Below are 16,219 nucleotides of genomic sequence, written 5' to 3' on the forward strand. Positions count from 1 at the left end.
TACCCCGGAAGGCAATCACTGCATGCTGCCCCACCACGGCAAAACGAACGCAAACGAGGCACCTAGCAGGTACACCGCCAGGCTCAGGCCATACATGCGCCGCGACAGCTTGCGGGTGCGCAGGCAGGCCTGGCGCAGTGCCGGGTCTACCGGGCAAGGGGCCACGCGGTTGTGCCATTGCAGTGCGCCGCCAGCGGCCAGCATCAGCCCGGCAAATACAAACAGCCCCTCTTTGTGTTCGCTGAGCCAGACCAGCTGCGGCACGGCCGACACCAGGCTGGACAGCACCGCGCCCGCGCCCAGCGCCACCAGCAGCGCGGGCAGGGCGCAGCAAACCAAAGTGCTGCTGCTGGCCAGCAGACTCACGAAGGCAGCCCACCAACCCGAGCGGCTCTCAGTCAGGCCGTTGGGGCTCATTTTTGCGCCCGGGTGGCGGCCTGGATATCGGCCACCGACTGCGGCACGGTCTCCATGCGCACCACGTCGTAGCCCGCGTCCACGATCTCGGCGGCAATCGCTTTGCGGTCCAGCGCGTGGCCGTCCTTGGCCTCTACCGCAACCACCTTGTGTTTCAGGTCGACGAACACCGCCTTGGTGGCCGGCATGGCGGACAGGCCTTTTTCTATGCCCTGGGCGCAGAACGCGCAGACCATGCCGTTGACGGTGACCTTCAGGGCTTCGCCCGCCAGTGCAGCATGAAAAGGCATGCTGGCGCTTATGAATACAGCGGTAGCAGCTATGGAACTAGTAGCAAAACGGATCATGGTGTATCTCCGGTAACAGGGGAAATGGGTTTAAAAAATGAACATGAAATTGGCCCGCGCCTCGCGCTGCTGGTTCATGCCCAGCTCCACGAAGTAGCGCTTGTGGATCAGCCGCAGCATGGGTGTGACTTCGGTGCGCTCGGACAAGCCGCGCATGCGCCGCGCCTCGACCACCAACCAGGGCTGCACCTCGTCGTAATCGACGGGGTAGAACGAAAACCCGGCACGGGCTGCTGCGTAGTCGTGCCGCAAGCCAGGTGCGCGGTACAGCCGGGCCGACGCCGACAGGTAGACCCGGGTGGTCTCGAAGTCAGCCGACAGGCCCGGTGCCAGCATGCCACGGCTACCGCCAAAGTCGTTGCCGGTGACCGGGCCCGCACCCAATACGAACCACACATTGGCCTGCGAATGCTCGCCGTTCCAGCGCTGCACCAGCCGGGTGTAGCTGAGCTCGCTGAAGGTCCGGCTGCGCAGCCGGTCGTCCGAGCGCATCCACAGTGCGCCCGCGCCAAAAGCGTCGCGCGGCGTGGTCGCGTAGTTGACCCAGCCCTCGCGCCAGTTCGGGCCAAAGTCGCCCATGGCCATAGTGCTGCCTTTAAAGCCCATGGGGCCGGCCTGAGCCGCGGCGCAGAGCCACAGCGCACAGGCCATCAATGGTTTTTTCATCCTGCTGTCTCCGATGCCGGTACAGAGCCGGCGCGAGCACGGTTGTCTGCCGCGGTGCACCCTGGTGGGGCCGATGGCAGACGCACTTTGGGCGTGGAGCTCAGGAAATCGGTGGTTTCAGGGCCGGCGCGGCGGTGGCGCTGCGAAAGTCGCCACCTTGCCAGTGCGGCAGGGCGGGTGGCCAGGCGCTGCTGAGGATAGATGCGCCGTGCGACCAGGCGGCCAGCGGCAGGCACAGCTTGCAGGTATCGCAGGCCGTGCAATGTGGCACTTCCTGGCGGTCTGCGGGCGCCGCCAGCATCTCGCAGTCGGCCGGCATGGCGGCCAAAGAATCTGCATCGAATATGCCGTTGGCGCTTTGTGTGCCAGCGCTGGCAGCTATTGTTTGCATAGCGTGTAGCTGCTGAGCCGCCATGTCCAGCGCCATCGCGTCGCCGACCCAGCCGCGCAAGGGCAGCAGGACGACCATGAGGGCGATGAGGATGTGGCGCATGTGCAGGCTGGGACCAGGTGGCGTGGCTAAAGTTCCAGCGCACTATGTTAGCCAATCTGCGTACCTAGAATTGCCTAAAGCCCCAAGGAGCCCCAGATGCCCATCCACGCCCTGTACGCGCTAAGCGCCGCGCTGTTGTTCGGCATGGCCACGCCGCTGGCCAAGCTGCTGCTGAATAGCGTCAGCCCGCTGATGCTGGCGGCCCTGCTGTACCTGGGCTCGGGCCTGGGTCTGGCCTGCGTGCGCCTGCTGCGGCGCCAATCCACCGTGCTGCCGCAGGGGCCTGAATGGCTGTGGCTGGCGGGCGCGGTACTGGCTGGTGGCGTGGCCGGCCCGGTGTTGCTGATGCTGGGCCTGGGCGGCTTCAGCGCCTCGGGTGCGTCCTTGCTGCTGAACAGCGAAGGCGTGCTGACGGCCTTGCTGGCCTGGTGCGTGTTCAAGGAAAACTTCGACCGCCGCATCGCCCTGGGCATGCTGGCGATTGTGGCCGGTGCATTGGTGCTGGGCTGGCCTGGTCCTGCGGGTCTGCAGGGCGGCAGCCTGGCGAGTGCGGGGCTGATCGTCGCCGCTTGCCTGGCCTGGGCCATAGACAACAACCTCACGCGCAAAGTGTCCCTGGCCGATGCCGGCTTTATCGCCATGGCCAAGGGCCTGGCGGCTGGCAGCGTGAGCCTGCTGCTGGCCTGGGCCAGTGGCGCGGTGCTGCCGCCGGCTGGCGTGGTGGCGCAGGCGGCGCTGCTGGGCTTTGCCAGCTATGGCGTGAGCCTGGTGTTGTTTGTGCTGGCATTGCGGCATCTGGGCACCGCCCGCACCGGCGCGTATTTTGCGGTGGCACCGTTTGCCGGCGCGCTGCTGTCGGTCTGGCTGCTGGACGAGCCCGTGACCTGGCAGTTGCTGCTGGGCGGGGCACTGATGGCCGTGGGTGTGCTGCTGCATCTGGCCGAACGCCATGTGCATGCCCATGCGCATGGGCCGCAAGAGCACGACCACATGCACACCCATGGCGCTGATGAGCACCACCACCACGACCATCCGTTCCCGGTGGCCGCTGGCACATCGCATCGGCATCTACACCAGCACCTGCCGCTGGTGCATACCCATCCGCACTTCCCCGATGCCCACCACGGGCACAGCCATTAAGGCCTTATAGCCAGAGCGCCGCAGCGGCCATCAGCACCATGCCGACGTCTTCGATGATGGTCACGGTGGACATGGGCAGCTGGAACACCGTGCCCAGGCAGGCACAGCGGATCGCGCGTTTGTCCAGCACCGCGCCAATCACGCCGATGGCCGAGAAGCCCATCACCACCAAGGTCACTGCATTGGTCCACAGCGGCGCGAAGTTGGCCAGATAGGCCACGCCCAGCGCCAGCTCGACATACGGGTAGATATGGCCCCAGGGCCGCCAGCGCCGTGCCAGCAGGTCGTAGCCCGCATAGGCATCGGCAAATGCGGGCACATCCAGCAGCTTGAAGAACGAGAACACCAGGAAGAAGCCGGCCATGAAGTAGCGCATGGTTTCCATGCCGTGGACCTGCGCGCCTTGCACCAGCATGCTGGCACCGAGGATGTAGGCCAGGATCAGGAGCAGCGGGCGGTAGGTGGCGAACCAGCTGGGGGCGAGGGCGGCTGGCACGGGTGGAGGCTCGACCACGGCAGGGGCTGTGACTCCGTAGTGACTGCCCGCCAGCGCGGCTTGCAGGGTGTTGACATCCGCCGGGCCTGGCACCGTGGCCTGCGGTGGTTTCAACTGGACTTGTACGCCAGGGGCGACGGCTTCCAGTTTGGCTTGCACGCGCTTGACGCAGCCGCCGCAGGTCATGCCGGTGATTTCAAAGGTGGTCATGGTGGTTTCACTCCAAGTGTTTAGTGTGTATCGGTTTTCAGCTTCGCATGGCGCAGCCGCAAGGCATTGCTGATGACGGAGGCCGAGCTCAGGCTCATGGCCAGCGCCGCCACCATCGGCGACAGCAGCCAGCCGGTCCATGGGTACAGCACGCCGGCCGCCAGGGGCACGCCCAGCGCGTTGTAGACAAAGGCGAAGCCCAGGTTCTGCCGCATATTGGCAATCGTGGCCTGCGACAACGCCCGCGCCGTGGCAATGCCGCGCAGATCGCCTTTGACCAGGGTGACCTGGGCGCTGTTCATCGCCACATCGGTGCCAGTGCCCATGGCGATGCCTACATCGGCCTGGGCCAATGCCGGCGCATCGTTGATGCCGTCACCGGCCATCGCCACCTTGCGGCCTTGTTGCTGCAGTTTTTTGACCAGGGCCAGCTTGTCGGCCGGCTTGACTTCGCCGTAGACCTCGGTGATGCCCAGCTGCCGGGCCACCGCCTGTGCCGTGCCCAGGCCGTCGCCGCTGGCCATCACGATGCGGATGCCCGCTGCCGTCAGCGCGGCCAGGGCTTCGGCGCTGCTGGGCTTGATGGGGTCGGCCACGGCCAGCAGCCCGGCCAGCCGGCCATCGACCGCCAGGTAGATGACGCTGGCGCCCTCGCTGCGCAAGGCTTCGGCCTGTGCCGCCAGCTCGGCCACCTCCACCCCGGCCTGCTGCATCAGTGCGGTATTGCCCAGGGCCAACGCTTGTCCATCCACCTGGCCGCTTACGCCTATGCCACTGGCAGACTCAAAGCCCGTGACCGCCGACAGCGCCAGATTGCGGCTACGGGCGGCACGCAGGATGGCGTCGGCCAGCGGGTGCTCGCTGCCCTGGTCCAGGCTGGCGGCCAGGCGCAGCAGTTCGTCGGCCTGGAAGCCGTTGCTAGGGATGACGCGGTGGAAGACCGGCTTACCTTCGGTCAGCGTGCCGGTTTTGTCGACGATCAAGGTGTCGATCTGGCGGAAGTTCTCTATCGCCGCGGCATCGCGGAACAGCACGCCGTGGCTGGCGCCGCGCCCGGTGGCCACCATGATGGACATGGGCGTGGCCAGGCCCAGCGCGCACGGGCAGGCAATGATCAGCACGGCCACCGCATTGATCAGGCCGTAAACCCAGCTGGGCGCGGGGCCGAAGATGCCCCAGGCCAGCAGGGTCAGCACGGCTACCGACACTACGCCGAACACAAAGTAGCCGGCAACAGAGTCGGCCATGCGCTGCATGGGCGCTTTGGAGCGCTGGGCCTGCACCACCATCTGCACGATCTGCGCAAGCATGGTGCTGGAGCCCACGCGTTCGGCCCGCATGGTGAGCGCGCCCGTGGTGTTCAGGGTGGCGCCGATCAGTTTGTCGCCGCTGCGCTTGGTGACGGGCATGGGCTCGCCGGTCAGCATGGATTCGTCCACCGCGCTGCTGCCGTCCAGCACCAAACCGTCTACCGGCAGTTTTTCGCCGGGGCGCACGCGCAGGCGGTCGCCTATGTGCACATGGCTGAGCGGGATGTCGGCTTCGCTGCCGTCGTCGGCGATGCGGCGGGCGGTTTTCGGCGCCAGGCCAAGCAGGGATTTGATCGCCGCCGAGGTCTGCGAGCGGGCTTTCAGCTCCAGCAACTGGCCCAGCAGGGTGAGCGAAATGATCACCGCCGCCGCCTCGAAGTACACCGCCACCCGCCCCATGGACACAAAGGACGCGGGAAACACCTGCGGCGCTAGCGTGGCCACCAGGCTGTAGACAAAGGCCGCGCCCGTGCCCAGGCTGATCAGGGTCCACATATTCGGGCTGCGCGTGCGTACCGACTGCCAGCCCCGGACAAAAAACGGCCAGCCCGCCCACAGCACCACGGGCAGGCTCAGCAGCAGCTCGATCCAGCTTTGCACCTGCATGTCGAACCACTGCAGGCGGTGGCCGAGCATGGCTAGCAGCATCACCGCGGCACTCAGCGGCAGGGTCCACCAGAAGCGCCGGCGAAAGTCGGTCAGCTCGGGGTTTTCTGCCTCGTCCAGGCTGGGCATTTCGGGCTCCAGCGCCATGCCGCAGTGCGGGCAGCTGCCCGGGTGGTCTTGCCGCACCTCGGGGTGCATGGGGCAGGTGTAGACCGTGCCGACCACCGCCGCTTCCTGCTTACTCGCCGGAGGTGCCAGGTATTTTTGCGGGTTGGCGGCGAACTTGGTTTTGCAGCCTGCGCTGCAAAAGTAATAGCTGTGGCCCGCGTGGGTGTGGGCGTGGGCGGACTGTGCGGTCACCGTCATGCCGCAGACAGGGTCTTTCATGGCGGACTCCTTTGCAAACTGAATGCGCCGAGCATAAACTCCGTAGTCAACCCCAGAGTCAAGGGGTTTTACAAAGGTTTTTTATGGATGCAGCCGCGACCACCCATCTCACCATTGGCAAACTGGCCAAAGCCGCCGGCGTGGGGGTGGAAACCATCCGTTACTACCAGCAGCGCAATCTGCTGCCGGTGCCCGCGTCTTCGGGCGCCTACCGCTACTACCCGGTGGCGCTGGGCCAGCGTATACGCTTCATCAAGCGCGCGCAGGAGCTGGGCTTCTCGCTGGACGAAGTGGCCGAGCTGCTGTCGCTGGAAGACGGCCTGGACCGCCAGTCGATACGCCAGATCGCCGGCCAGCGGCTGGACGAAATCCGCAGCCGCATGGCCGACCTGCAGCGCATGCAGCAGGCGTTGTCGCATCTGATAACCACCTGCGAGCACACGGGCAAGGAGCAGCCTTGCCCGATCATCGACACCCTGGCGGCGGACCGCCACTGATTACGGCGCGGGCTGGATATCGGTCACCACCAGCGCGCTGCCGATCTGCTCGGCGGTGAACTTCACCTTGTCGCCGGCCTTGATCTTCTCCAGCAGCGCCGGATTCTTCACCTGGAACACCATGCTCATGGGCGGCATCTCCAGGTTCTTGATCTCGCCGTGCTTGAGGGTGATTTTCTGGGCCGACAGGTCGACCTTGCGGACTTCGCCGTCGGTGTAGGGCAGGGCGGTCTGGGCCAGGGCTGCAGCGCTGATGCAGGCGATGGCCAGGGCTTTGAGCAAAGTGTGGGTGAACTGCATGTTGTTTCCTTGAAAGTTATTTGGCGGCGACGGTGATCTTGCCGACCATGCCGGCCTGGTAATGGCCGGGGATCAGGCAGGCAAAGTCGAAGTTGCCGGCGCGGTTGAAGGTCCAGACGATGTCGCCGGCTGCCTTGGGCCCTACATGCGCCATATAGGGTTCGTCGTGCTCCATGGTGGAGAACTTGGCCATCAGGGCTGCGTGCTCGTCCAGCTTGGCCTTGGTGCCGATCACCAGCTCGTGGCCCAGCGCGCCGGTGTTCTTCATGCGGAAGCGGATGGTCTCGCCCAGCTTCACGGCGATGTTGTCGGGGCTGAAGCGCATGGTGTCCAGCATAGTGATCTGCACGGTGCGCTTTACTGCTTTGGCATCGCCGGCAATGCCCCATTCGGTTTGCTCCTTTTTCACCGGACCATGGGGTTTGTCGTGGCCGGGGCTAGCCACTGCGCGGCCGACTGCGGCCATGAGTGCGGTGGAAGCCAAGGTTTGAAGTGCGTGTCTGCGGTTTTTCATGTTTGCCTTTAAGAAGAAGTTATGAATGAAATCGGGCTCTAGCGCATATTTAATCTGCGCGAGCGGCTATAAAGTTGATAGCGGTTGCTTCAGTGGCTGGTATGTGCGCCTCCGCTGGGTTTGCGTACCTGTAGCGCCGCAGTCGGGGCTACGGCGGCGGGCCGGGCGGGTTCGGCCAAAGCGCCAGTCCATTCGAACGCCTGTGTGCCCGGTGGCTGCCGATAAGCACCGGGGTCGCTGTAGTCGCCGGGCTTTTGCTCCTTGCGCACCTTGAGGGTGGTGAACATGCCGCCCATCTCAATCGGGCCGTAGGGGCCGCTGCCGCTCATCATGGGCAGGGTCTGGTCGGGGATGGGCATCTGCATTTCGCCCATGTCGGCCATGCCGCGCTCGCCCATCAGCATGTAGTCGGGCACCAGCTTCTGGATCTTTTGCACCAGGCCGCGGTGGTCCACGCCGATCATGTTGGGCACGGTGTGGCCCATGGGGTTCATGGTGTGGTGGCTCTTGTGGCAGTGCAGGGCCCAGTCGCCGGGCTCGTCGGCCAAGAACTCTATCTGCCGCATCTGGCCTACCGCAATGTCGGTGGTGACCTCGGGCCAGCGCGCGCCGTGCGGCACCGGGCCGCCGTCGGTGCCGGTGACCATGAACTCGTGGCCGTGCAGGTGGATGGGGTGGTTTGTCATCGTCAGGTTGCCCACGCGAATGCGCACCTTGTCGCCATGGCGCACGTTCAAGGTGTCGATGCCGGGGAAGGCCCGGCTGTTCCAGGTCCACAGGTTCTGGTCCAGCATGGTGTTGGGCCGCGGCGTGGTGCTACCGGGGTCGATGTCGTAGGCGTTCAGCAGAAAGCAAAAGTCGCGCTGCACGGTGTCGATCAGCGGATGTTTGGCCTTGGGGTGCGTGACCCAAAAGCCCATCATGCCCATGGCCATCTGCACCATTTCGTCCGCATGCGGGTGGTACATGAAGGTGCCGGGGCGGCGCGCCTCGAACTCGTAGACAAAGGTCTTGCCCACCGGGATCTGCGGTTGCGTGAGGCCACCCACGCCGTCCATGCCGTTGGGCAGGCGCTGGCCGTGCCAGTGGATGGTGGTGTGCTCGGGCAGGCGATTGGTGACGAAGATGCGCACCTTGTCGCCTTCCACTACTTCAATCGTCGGGCCGGGCGACTGGCCGTTGTAGCCCCAGAGCGTGGCCTGCATGCCGGGGGCGATTTCGCGCACCACCGGCTCGGCCACCAAGTGGAATTCTTTCACCCCGGCGTTCATGCGCCAGGGGCAGGTCCAGCCGTTCAGGGTGACTACTGGGTTGTACGGCCGGCCATTCGGTGGCACGAGCGGCGGGGCGGTTGCGGGCGTGGTGGCGATCACCGGCTCGGGCAGGGCGGCCATCGCCACCTTGCTGACGCTGGCAACCAGCACAGCGCCGCCAAAAAATGTTCTGCGGTCCATTTCAATGTCCTTGGGTAGCGGAGGCTTCTGCGGCAGCGCCGGAAGCCAAAGAGGCGGGGGCGCCGGGCGAGGTGCCGCTGAGTACGGTTTGCAGATCGGTCTCGGCCAGCCAGAAGTCGCGCTGGGCCTCGATGGCGCTGTTCACGCTCAGCACCTGCTGGCGTGTATCGGCCAGCAGCTCCCATACACTGGCCAGCATGCCGCTGTAGCGCAGCACCAGCTCGTCGTTGATGAACTTGCGCAGCGGCACGATCTCGTCGCGGTAGTGCACTGCCAGGTCGTAAGCCGTGCGGTAGCCGAAGTAGGCTTCGCGGGCTTCCGACCTTGCCTGCACCGCCACGCCGCGCACCCGCGCTGTTGACTGCAAGACCAGCGCCTTCGAGCGCGCATGGCGGGCACTGCCCCAGTCGAATACGGGCAAGGGCAGCTCCAGCTCCCAGCCGCGCTTGGTCTCCTTGCTGCCTGCGGCGTTGTCGAACGTGGTGTTGCGGGTGTAGCCCATAGTCAAGCCGTCGAAGTAGCCCGCCACGTCGCTGAAGCCCTGCTGCCGGGCCACATAGCCCGCTGCCGCAACAGCCGAGCGCACATCCAGCCGCTCACGCAGTGCGCGCGCTTCGATGTCTTGCATGTTCGTCACCGTCTTGGGAATGTCGGGCAGGCGATGGGCCAGGGTGAAGCCGGTTTGCGCGCCCCACAGACCCATCAGGCGGGTGAGCTTTTCGCGCGCGCTGAAGGTGGTCTGCTGGGCCCGGGCCAGCTGGGCCGTGGCATCGGCCAGGAACACCTGTTCGCGCGCCTGCTCCAGCCGGCTCCAGTTGCCGACGCGGGCCATGCGCCGGGCCAGCTCGGCGCCGGCTTCGGCTGCGTCTTTCACGTCGCGCAGGTAGAGCGCGCTTTGCTGGGCCGCCACCGCGCTGATCCAGGCCTTGCGGGTGTCGGCCGCCAGCCGCACCACGTCCTGCGCGGCCTGCAGCTTGGCCAGCTCGTGCTGCTGGCCTTGCCACTCGGCGCGCCAGGGCAGGGCCAGTAGGCCCAGCACATTGAAGCTGAGCACGCGTTCGATCTCCCGCGTGCTGCCTTCGGTGAAGCGGCCAATGGCGAAGTGCGGATTCGGCAAACGGTCCATTTGTACCCGTTCGGCATCGCTCAGGCCCAGCGTGGCCAGCGACTCCTGCATTTGCGGGTTGTTCAGCAATGCGATGCGTACCGCGGCTTCGGCATCCAGCGGCTGGGCCAGCAGGCCGGCCACCGCCTGCGGGTCGGGGCGCAGGCTGGCGGTGCCGATGCGGGGCTGTGCGAGCTGCTGCACCGCACCCAGGTCGCCATCGGGCGAGAGCGTGGCGCAGCCGGTGAGCGCCAGCATCAGCAGGGCCGCAGCGCTGCGTTGGATTGAAATGGTAGACATCAGCGGCCTACCGTTTCTGCGCGTCGGGGTGCGGTGCGGGCGGCTGGGCCTGCTCCCACTTCAGCACATCGGCATGGCCGCGGTGGAACTGGCCGACGTCGGCATTGGCCTTCTTCCAGTCGAGCGACTGGGTTTCGACGCCGCGGGCGGTGGTATCAAACACCGAGCGGTAGGGCACAGCGGGCACGGCAGCCGCAGGGTCGGCGGCAGCCGGCAGCTGGGCGAGGGCCGGTAGGCACAGCAGTGCCCCGGCCAAAAAGAATGGGGTTTTCACAAAAATCTCCTGAACGACACAAGCAAACCCTCTGCACGCCGCCGATCGGGGGCGGATTACAGACGGACTAAGGCTGGGACGTTCAGGAAATGGGTGGCTTGAGCGCGAACGCGGCGGGCGCGCTGGCGAAGCGGGTGTGCGCCACGTCGGGCAGCGCATGGCTCAGCCAGCCGCTGGGCTGGGCGGACCAGGGTGCCGGCGCTGCCACGGTATGGCAGATCTGGCAGAGAGGGCAGCTGCCGCAATGGTTTGGAGTTGTATCGCTGGCTGGCGTCACCGACTCCGCATGGCCCGGACATTCGGCTTGCATTTCTGCATCAAACAGCTCGCTAGCGCTTGATGTATCTGCGCTGGCAGCTATATTTTGCATAGCAATTGGGTGCTGCACCAGCATCTCCATAGCCATCGCATCACCGACCCAGCCGCGCAAAGGCAGCAGGGCGATCATGAGGATGAGGAAAAACCGGCGCATGCAGGAATGATAGCGGGGGCGGCGAAAGGTTCCCTGGTTTTGCCTGCTCAGCGGTTGAATCCCAGCGACAAGCCCTGGGCTCCATCGTGCTGGCCTAGCTTGAATACGGCTACCACCTGCACCAGGTCTTGCGCCTGGGTGCGCAGGCTGCTGGCGGCGGCGGCCATTTCTTCTACCAAGGCGGCGTTCTGCTGGGTGGCCTGGTCCATCTGCGTGACGGCTTCGCCAACCTGGGCCACGCCCAACGACTGCTCATTACTGGCCGCGCTGATCTCGCCCATGATGTCGGTGACCCGGCGGATGGAATTGACCACCTCGGTCATCGTCGATCCCGCCTGGTCGACCAGGGCTGTGCCCTGGGCCACGCGGTCCACGCTGGCGCCGATCAGGTTCTTGATTTCCTTGGCGGCTTCGGCCGAGCGACCGGCCAGGCTGCGCACCTCGCTGGCCACCACCGCGAAGCCGCGGCCTTGTTCGCCGGCGCGGGCGGCTTCCACAGCGGCATTCAGCGCCAGGATGTTGGTCTGGAACGCGATGCCGTCGATCACCTGGATGATGTCCGAGATCTTGCGCGAGGATTCGTTGATGCCCTTCATGGTTTCCACCACCTGGGTCACCACTTCGCCGCCGCGGATGGCCACGGTAGATGCGCTCATGGCCAGCTGGTTGGCCTGGCGGGCGTTGTCGGCGTTTTGCTTGACGGTGGAGCTAAGTTCTTCCATCGAGGCAGCCGTCTGCTCTAGCGCGCTGGCCTGGCTTTCGGTGCGGGCGCTGAGGTCGTTGTTGCCCTCGGCAATCTGGGCGCTGGCAGTGGCCACGCTCTCGGAACCCGAACGCACATTCGCCACCACCTGCACCAGGCCCGCTTGCATGGTCTTCAGGCTGGTCAGCAGCTGCCCGAGCTCATCGCTGCGCTGGGTGTCGATGCGTGCGGTCAGGTCGCCCGAGGCCACCTGGCGGGCGATCACACTGGCTTGCGCCAGCGGGCCGGTGATGGTGCCCGACAGCAGCCAGGCGATCACGATGCTCAGCAGTACGCTGACCACGCCCAGGGCGACCATCAGGTTGCGGCTGGTGGCATAGCTGTCCTGGATGGTGCGCGACTGGTCGTCGATGTCCTTGCGCTGGGTGTTCAGCAGCTCTTCCATCTTGGACATATAGGCCTTGGACGCAGGGGTGAACTTCTGGTCCAGCATCTGGCTGGCTTCTTCTGCCTTGCCTTCCTTCTTCAGGTCCAGGATGGCGTCACGCACCAGGATGTAATTTTTGCGCTCTTCCGATATCTGCTTGAACAGGGTTTTTTCTACATCCGTGTCCATCAAAAGCTCTACCTGCTTTTGAAATTCGGAGGAGCTTTTGGTCGAAGCCGCCTGGTCTTCGGCGAAGTAGGTGGCAACGGCGGGGTCGTTGCTCTTGGCAATGGCTCCGGTACGGCGCACACCTGTGTGGATGTTGCGGTACCAGTCGCTCACGATGCGCTCGGTCTTGATGGGGCTGGCTACCATGTACTGCGCGGCTTCGGCCACCGCATTCAGGCGCGAGATGCCGAAGATGATGGTAATAACCGACAGCACCAGCACCAGGGCAAAGCCCAGGCCGAGCCGTTTGGCCACCGAGAGGCCGGCGATGAATGAGGGCATTTTGTCTTCCTGTCGTTATAAAAATACTTTTACGGAATCCGCCCCGCGCGGCCCCGGGAGAACTAGGCGCGGTGGCTGAGCTTGAAGACCGCCACACCTTGCACCAGTTCGTTGGCCTGGTTGTTCAGACTGCTTGCGGCAGCGGCCATTTGCTCGACCAAGGCCGCGTTCTGCTGGGTCGCCTGGTCCATTTGTGTGACGGCTTCGCCGACCTGGGCCACACCCGAAGCCTGCTCGCTGCTGGCGGCGCTTATTTCGCCCATGATGTCCGTGACGCGGCGGATCGCGCTGACCACCTCGGTCATGGTGCTGCCGGCCTGGTCCACCAGGCTCGTGCCCTGGGCTACGCGTTCCACGCTGACGCCGATGAGGTTCTTGATCTCCTTGGCGGCCTCGGCACTGCGACCGGCCAGGCTGCGCACCTCGCTGGCCACCACCGCGAAACCGCGGCCTTGTTCGCCGGCGCGGGCGGCTTCTACGGCGGCGTTCAGGGCCAGGATATTGGTCTGGAAGGCAATGCCATCGATCACGCTGATGATGTCGGCGATCTTGGTGGAGCTGTCATGTATGCCCTTCATGGTCTCGACCACCTGGCCCACCACCTGGCCGCCTTGTACCGCAACCGCCGAGGCGCTCATGGCCAACTGGTTCGCCTGGCGTGCGTTGTCGGCGTTCTGTTTGACGGTGGAGCCCAGTTCTTCCATGGAGGCGGCGGTCTGCTCCAGTGCACTGGCCTGGCTTTCGGTGCGCGCGCTCAAGTCCTGGTTGCCTTGCGAAATTTCTGCGCTGGCGGTGGCCACGCTATCGGCATTGCTCTTCACGGTGTGGACGATGCCAGCAAAGTTGGTTTGCATGTGCGCCATCGACTTCAGCAGGCGCACGGTTTCTTCGTTGCCCGTGGGCTGCACCGACATCGATAAATCCCCTTGGGACAGCTGGTCGGCGATCTGCATCGCGTAGTCCATGGGGCGGGCCAGGTACTTGGCCAGCCACAGCGCAGCCACCACCAGCACCGCGCTGGCCAAGGCCAGGGCTACGCCGATCTGTACCAGGGCCAGGCTCGCATAGTCTTGGGCCGCCTGGTGCATGTCGCGGCCGCTTTTTTCGATGGCGTCGGACTGCTCGGCCATTTGTTTTTCCAGGTCGGTAAAGGCCTTCTGGAAGGCTGGCACCGCCGCCTGCGCCGCCGCCGGATCGGTGGCAGCCAGCCCGAGAACCGTGGCAGCCGAGTCGGTGTAGCTCTTCACCATGGGCAATGTTTTTTCGATCACCGCCTTGACCTCGGGCGAGATCGGCAGGCCTTGCAAGGTCTTCAATGCGTCGTTGAAGGTCTTGGCATGCTCGGGCAACCCCTTCTTGGCCTCGTCGATCTGGCCCTCGTCTTTGCTGATCGCACCCAGCAGGGCCAGCAACACGTCGCCGCGCACCGCGTCGTGCATCATGTCGGCCTCCTGGCTGCTTTGCAGGGCCACGCCCATGCCGATGGAGTCGCCGATCGCTCCCGTCAATCGCTTGGCGTTCAGCAGGCCGATGCCGCCGACCAAGCCAGCCATCAGGATACCGACCAAACCCAAGGAAAGAATCTGGTTGCGTAGTTTCATAGTGGCCTTTCGTCGCAAGAAGGAGTGCGTATCCGCCGCACCCTGCGACAGCAGGGGGCGTTACATATGCTAACGAACATTGTGGGCCGAAGCCAGAGGCAGTTTTACCAAGGCCGCCGGCCCGGGCCAGCGCCCCGTGCGCCTAGCGCTGGCGGGACTTCATGGCGCGCTCGACCTCGCGCTTGCCTTCGCGGTCCTTGATGGTGTCGCGCTTGTCGTGCTCGGCCTTGCCCTTGGCCAGAGCGATTTCGCATTTGATCTTGCCGGCCTTCCAGTGCAGGTTCAGCGGCACCAAGGTGTAGCCTTTTTGCTCGGTCTTGACGATCAGCTTCTTGATCTGCTCCTTGTGCAGCAATAGCTTCTTGGTGCGCACTTTGTCTGGGCTGATGTGGGTCGAGGCCGAATTCAGCGGGTGGATCTGGCAGCCGATGATGAACAGCTCGCCATTGCGCACCACCACATAGCCGTCGGTCAGCTGTACCTTGCCTTCGCGCAGGGACTTGACCTCCCAGCCTTCCAGTACCAAGCCGCACTCGATGCGCTCCTCGAAGAAGTAATTGAAGGCGGCCTTTTTGTTGTCGGCAATGCGGGTATTGGTATCAGGTTTTTTGGCCATGGGGTACGAGGTGAGGGGAGCGCAAAGCTGGTTCTACAATCCCGCGCAGCCCTCCATTCTATGAAAAACGTCCATAAGTCCGTCCTCATCTGGTACAGCGCCGAAGAAATGTTCGCGCTGGTCACCCAGGTTGCGCAATATCCGCAGTTTTTACCTTGGTGCGACCATGCCGCAGTGCTGTCGGAAGACGGCAGCGGTATGACGGCCGAAGTCGGTATCGCTTTCAGTGGTCTGCACCAAAAGTTCATCACCCAGAACACCCATGTGGAGGGGCGCCAGGTGGTGATGAAATTGATCAAGGGGCCGTTTTCCAACCTGGACGGTACCTGGAGCTTTACCCCGGTGGGCGACGGCACACAGCGCGCTTGCCGGGTCGATCTGCAGCTGCACTATGGCTTCGACAACATCGCGCTCTCAGCCTTGATCGGCCCGGTATTCGACCGGATTGCCGGCAGCTTGGTGGACGCCTTTGTGAAGCGTGCCGAACAGGTGTATGGCTAAGCTGCTGCAGATCACTGTGGCCTGGTCTCCTGCGCCGCGCGAGGCCTATGAGTTGGTGTTCGAGCTACCCGAAGGGCAATCCGTAGGCGATGCCTTGGCTGCCTGCCAGGGATTGGAGCCGTTTGCCGGCCTGGATGTGACTGGCTATACGCTGGGCGTGTGGGGGAGGTCGGCTGTACCCGGCCAGCTGCTGCAAGCCTACGACCGGGTGGAGCTGTACCGCCCATTGACCGTAGACCCCAAGGTGGCCCGCCGTGAGCGCTTTGCCAGCCAGGGTGCGCGGGGCACCGGTTTGTTTGCCAAGAGGCGCGCCGGGGCGAAGGCCGGTTACTAGCCGCTTGTTACTGACAGTCCGACGCCATCACGTCCTGCAGGCGCTTGGTCTCAGCAGCCCGAGCGGCATCGTCCAGAATTTCCCGCTCGCCTTTTTCATTGACCCGAGCAATGCGCATGCCAGAGTCGTAGTTGGCCTTGGATTGCTTGGCGCGTTGGCAGTTTTCTGCCTTGGTCGCTGCAATTTTGTCGGTTTCGGCTTTGCGTTTGGCGGCTTCTGCGTCTTCTGCTTGCTTCTTTTTTTCTTCCAGCGCTTTGTCGGTACCGCTGATTTTGGGCGCCGAGGCTGCGGAGGCAGGAGCTTCGGCGGCCGCTACGGCCTTCGGCTTGGGCGTTCCGCCGGGCTGGCGCAGGATGTTCTTGCTGGGGATGTCAGGCGGTGGCGCTCGGTCGCTGAAGACCTTGTTACCACTGTTGTCCAGCCACTGCCATTGCGCAGATGCGGCCAGCGAAAGGACACATCCAAAGGCGACGACGAGGGCTTTGTGAATTTGCATTCCGCAAGTTTAGCTGGGGCAGGCGCACTTTTCCAAGGGGAGT

20 protein-coding genes are annotated in these 16,219 nt (G+C 64.5%); 4 read left to right on the forward strand and 16 right to left on the reverse strand.

The window, feature by feature from the left end; translation table 11 throughout:
- Nucleotides 1-15: 15 nt before the first annotated feature.
- From BLT66_RS00225 to BLT66_RS00240, 4 genes are all read right to left on the reverse strand, one after another.
- Nucleotides 16-417 (reverse strand): hypothetical protein, encoded by a 402-nt coding sequence (locus tag BLT66_RS00225; RefSeq protein ID WP_092754199.1) that lies wholly within the window; start codon nucleotides 415-417, stop codon nucleotides 16-18.
- Nucleotides 414-707 (reverse strand): heavy-metal-associated domain-containing protein, encoded by a 294-nt coding sequence (locus BLT66_RS00230; RefSeq protein WP_255406701.1) that lies wholly within the window; start codon nucleotides 705-707, stop codon nucleotides 414-416. Before BLT66_RS00230 ends, BLT66_RS00225 begins: the two co-directional genes overlap by 4 nt.
- Nucleotides 708-794: 87 nt before the next feature.
- Complete coding sequence (locus tag BLT66_RS00235) at nucleotides 795-1,430, reverse strand: hypothetical protein (RefSeq protein ID WP_092754205.1); 636 nt, start codon at nucleotides 1,428-1,430, stop codon at nucleotides 795-797.
- A gap of 100 nt (nucleotides 1,431-1,530) precedes the next feature.
- Complete coding sequence (locus tag BLT66_RS00240; protein ID WP_092754208.1) at nucleotides 1,531-1,923, reverse strand: hypothetical protein; 393 nt, start codon at nucleotides 1,921-1,923, stop codon at nucleotides 1,531-1,533.
- A 96-nt stretch (nucleotides 1,924-2,019) separates the two neighbouring features.
- Between BLT66_RS00240 and BLT66_RS00245 the strand changes: the two genes are divergently transcribed.
- Nucleotides 2,020-3,063 (forward strand): DMT family transporter, encoded by a 1,044-nt coding sequence (locus BLT66_RS00245; protein WP_092754222.1) that lies wholly within the window; start codon nucleotides 2,020-2,022, stop codon nucleotides 3,061-3,063.
- A gap of 4 nt (nucleotides 3,064-3,067) precedes the next feature.
- Here the strand turns inward: BLT66_RS00245 and BLT66_RS00250 are convergent, their stop codons facing one another.
- Nucleotides 3,068-3,769, reverse strand: a complete 702-nt coding sequence (locus tag BLT66_RS00250) for a heavy-metal-associated domain-containing protein (RefSeq protein WP_092754226.1) — start codon at nucleotides 3,767-3,769, stop codon at nucleotides 3,068-3,070.
- A 20-nt stretch (nucleotides 3,770-3,789) separates the two neighbouring features.
- Nucleotides 3,790-6,072: a heavy metal translocating P-type ATPase gene (locus tag BLT66_RS00255; RefSeq protein ID WP_092754229.1), complete on the reverse strand. Its 2,283-nt coding sequence runs from the start codon at nucleotides 6,070-6,072 to the stop codon at nucleotides 3,790-3,792.
- An 83-nt stretch (nucleotides 6,073-6,155) separates the two neighbouring features.
- Between BLT66_RS00255 and BLT66_RS00260 the strand changes: the two genes are divergently transcribed.
- Nucleotides 6,156-6,569, forward strand: coding sequence for a MerR family transcriptional regulator (locus BLT66_RS00260; RefSeq protein ID WP_092754232.1), 414 nt, complete (start codon nucleotides 6,156-6,158; stop codon nucleotides 6,567-6,569).
- Here the strand turns inward: BLT66_RS00260 and BLT66_RS00265 are convergent, their stop codons facing one another.
- The 9 genes from BLT66_RS00265 to smpB all read right to left on the reverse strand — a co-directional run bounded on the left by BLT66_RS00265 (nucleotide 6,570) and on the right by smpB (nucleotide 14,845).
- On the reverse strand, nucleotides 6,570-6,869 hold the full coding sequence (locus BLT66_RS00265; protein WP_092754235.1) for a copper-binding protein: 300 nt from the start codon (nucleotides 6,867-6,869) through the stop codon (nucleotides 6,570-6,572). It abuts the gene before it with no gap.
- Nucleotides 6,870-6,885: 16 nt separating this feature from the next.
- Nucleotides 6,886-7,383 (reverse strand): cupredoxin domain-containing protein, encoded by a 498-nt coding sequence (locus BLT66_RS00270; protein WP_092754238.1) that lies wholly within the window; start codon nucleotides 7,381-7,383, stop codon nucleotides 6,886-6,888.
- 89 nt (nucleotides 7,384-7,472) lie between these two features.
- Nucleotides 7,473-8,837, reverse strand: coding sequence for a multicopper oxidase family protein (locus BLT66_RS00275; protein ID WP_092754241.1), 1,365 nt, complete (start codon nucleotides 8,835-8,837; stop codon nucleotides 7,473-7,475).
- A 1-nt stretch (nucleotide 8,838) separates the two neighbouring features.
- Nucleotides 8,839-10,242, reverse strand: coding sequence for a TolC family protein (locus BLT66_RS00280; RefSeq protein WP_092754243.1), 1,404 nt, complete (start codon nucleotides 10,240-10,242; stop codon nucleotides 8,839-8,841).
- Nucleotides 10,243-10,249: 7 nt separating this feature from the next.
- The gene (locus tag BLT66_RS00285; protein WP_092754246.1) at nucleotides 10,250-10,516 is read right to left on the reverse strand and encodes a hypothetical protein; all 267 of its coding nucleotides are present in this window, start codon (nucleotides 10,514-10,516) and stop codon (nucleotides 10,250-10,252) included.
- Between the two features lie 82 nt (nucleotides 10,517-10,598).
- On the reverse strand, nucleotides 10,599-10,826 hold the full coding sequence (locus tag BLT66_RS27005; RefSeq protein ID WP_255406702.1) for a hypothetical protein: 228 nt from the start codon (nucleotides 10,824-10,826) through the stop codon (nucleotides 10,599-10,601).
- Between the two features lie 209 nt (nucleotides 10,827-11,035).
- The gene (locus BLT66_RS00295) at nucleotides 11,036-12,628 is read right to left on the reverse strand and encodes a methyl-accepting chemotaxis protein (protein WP_092754252.1); all 1,593 of its coding nucleotides are present in this window, start codon (nucleotides 12,626-12,628) and stop codon (nucleotides 11,036-11,038) included.
- A 62-nt stretch (nucleotides 12,629-12,690) separates the two neighbouring features.
- Entirely contained in the window at nucleotides 12,691-14,229 is a 1,539-nt protein-coding gene (locus BLT66_RS27355; RefSeq protein ID WP_143029120.1) for a methyl-accepting chemotaxis protein, read from the reverse strand.
- A gap of 142 nt (nucleotides 14,230-14,371) precedes the next feature.
- Nucleotides 14,372-14,845 carry an SsrA-binding protein SmpB gene (smpB, locus tag BLT66_RS00305; protein ID WP_092754255.1) on the reverse strand — a complete coding sequence of 158 codons (474 nt, stop codon included), beginning with the start codon at nucleotides 14,843-14,845 and terminating at the stop codon, nucleotides 14,372-14,374.
- A gap of 60 nt (nucleotides 14,846-14,905) precedes the next feature.
- Between smpB and BLT66_RS00310 the strand changes: the two genes are divergently transcribed.
- On the forward strand, nucleotides 14,906-15,346 hold the full coding sequence (locus BLT66_RS00310; RefSeq protein ID WP_092754258.1) for a type II toxin-antitoxin system RatA family toxin: 441 nt from the start codon (nucleotides 14,906-14,908) through the stop codon (nucleotides 15,344-15,346).
- Nucleotides 15,339-15,680 carry an RnfH family protein gene (locus tag BLT66_RS00315; RefSeq protein ID WP_092754261.1) on the forward strand — a complete coding sequence of 114 codons (342 nt, stop codon included), beginning with the start codon at nucleotides 15,339-15,341 and terminating at the stop codon, nucleotides 15,678-15,680. Before BLT66_RS00310 ends, BLT66_RS00315 begins: the two co-directional genes overlap by 8 nt.
- Before the next feature lie 7 nt (nucleotides 15,681-15,687).
- On the opposite strand, the gene BLT66_RS00320 is transcribed toward BLT66_RS00315, so the two are convergent.
- The gene (locus BLT66_RS00320) at nucleotides 15,688-16,176 is read right to left on the reverse strand and encodes a DUF4124 domain-containing protein (protein WP_092754264.1); all 489 of its coding nucleotides are present in this window, start codon (nucleotides 16,174-16,176) and stop codon (nucleotides 15,688-15,690) included.
- Nucleotides 16,177-16,219: the final 43 nt, after the last annotated feature.

It is taken from the genome of Rhodoferax sp. OV413 (assembly GCF_900104385.1).
GTDB lineage: Bacteria > Pseudomonadota > Gammaproteobacteria > Burkholderiales > Burkholderiaceae_C > Rhodoferax_B.

Excerpts from the sequence above, each read along its gene's own strand:
- BLT66_RS00225 (WP_092754199.1), bottom strand. The coding sequence starts at position 417 with ATGAGCCCCAACGGCCTGACTGAGAGCCGCTCGGGTTGGTGGGCTGCC.
- BLT66_RS00230 (WP_255406701.1), bottom strand. The coding sequence starts at position 707 with ATGCCTTTTCATGCTGCACTGGCGGGCGAAGCCCTGAAGGTCACCGTC.
- BLT66_RS00235 (WP_092754205.1), bottom strand. The coding sequence starts at position 1,430 with ATGAAAAAACCATTGATGGCCTGTGCGCTGTGGCTCTGCGCCGCGGCT.
- BLT66_RS00240 (WP_092754208.1), bottom strand. The coding sequence starts at position 1,923 with ATGCGCCACATCCTCATCGCCCTCATGGTCGTCCTGCTGCCCTTGCGC.
- BLT66_RS00245 (WP_092754222.1), top strand. The coding sequence starts at position 2,020 with ATGCCCATCCACGCCCTGTACGCGCTAAGCGCCGCGCTGTTGTTCGGC.
- BLT66_RS00250 (WP_092754226.1), bottom strand. The coding sequence starts at position 3,769 with ATGACCACCTTTGAAATCACCGGCATGACCTGCGGCGGCTGCGTCAAG.
- BLT66_RS00255 (WP_092754229.1), bottom strand. The coding sequence starts at position 6,072 with ATGAAAGACCCTGTCTGCGGCATGACGGTGACCGCACAGTCCGCCCAC.
- BLT66_RS00260 (WP_092754232.1), top strand. The coding sequence starts at position 6,156 with ATGGATGCAGCCGCGACCACCCATCTCACCATTGGCAAACTGGCCAAA.
- BLT66_RS00265 (WP_092754235.1), bottom strand. The coding sequence starts at position 6,869 with ATGCAGTTCACCCACACTTTGCTCAAAGCCCTGGCCATCGCCTGCATC.
- BLT66_RS00270 (WP_092754238.1), bottom strand. The coding sequence starts at position 7,383 with ATGAAAAACCGCAGACACGCACTTCAAACCTTGGCTTCCACCGCACTC.
- BLT66_RS00275 (WP_092754241.1), bottom strand. The coding sequence starts at position 8,837 with ATGGACCGCAGAACATTTTTTGGCGGCGCTGTGCTGGTTGCCAGCGTC.
- BLT66_RS00280 (WP_092754243.1), bottom strand. The coding sequence starts at position 10,242 with ATGTCTACCATTTCAATCCAACGCAGCGCTGCGGCCCTGCTGATGCTG.
- BLT66_RS27005 (WP_255406702.1), bottom strand. The coding sequence starts at position 10,826 with ATGCAAGCCGAATGTCCGGGCCATGCGGAGTCGGTGACGCCAGCCAGC.
- BLT66_RS00295 (WP_092754252.1), bottom strand. The coding sequence starts at position 12,628 with ATGCCCTCATTCATCGCCGGCCTCTCGGTGGCCAAACGGCTCGGCCTG.
- BLT66_RS27355 (WP_143029120.1), bottom strand. The coding sequence starts at position 14,229 with ATGAAACTACGCAACCAGATTCTTTCCTTGGGTTTGGTCGGTATCCTG.
- smpB (WP_092754255.1), bottom strand. The coding sequence starts at position 14,845 with ATGGCCAAAAAACCTGATACCAATACCCGCATTGCCGACAACAAAAAG.
- BLT66_RS00310 (WP_092754258.1), top strand. The coding sequence starts at position 14,906 with ATGAAAAACGTCCATAAGTCCGTCCTCATCTGGTACAGCGCCGAAGAA.
- BLT66_RS00315 (WP_092754261.1), top strand. The coding sequence starts at position 15,339 with ATGGCTAAGCTGCTGCAGATCACTGTGGCCTGGTCTCCTGCGCCGCGC.
- BLT66_RS00320 (WP_092754264.1), bottom strand. The coding sequence starts at position 16,176 with ATGCAAATTCACAAAGCCCTCGTCGTCGCCTTTGGATGTGTCCTTTCG.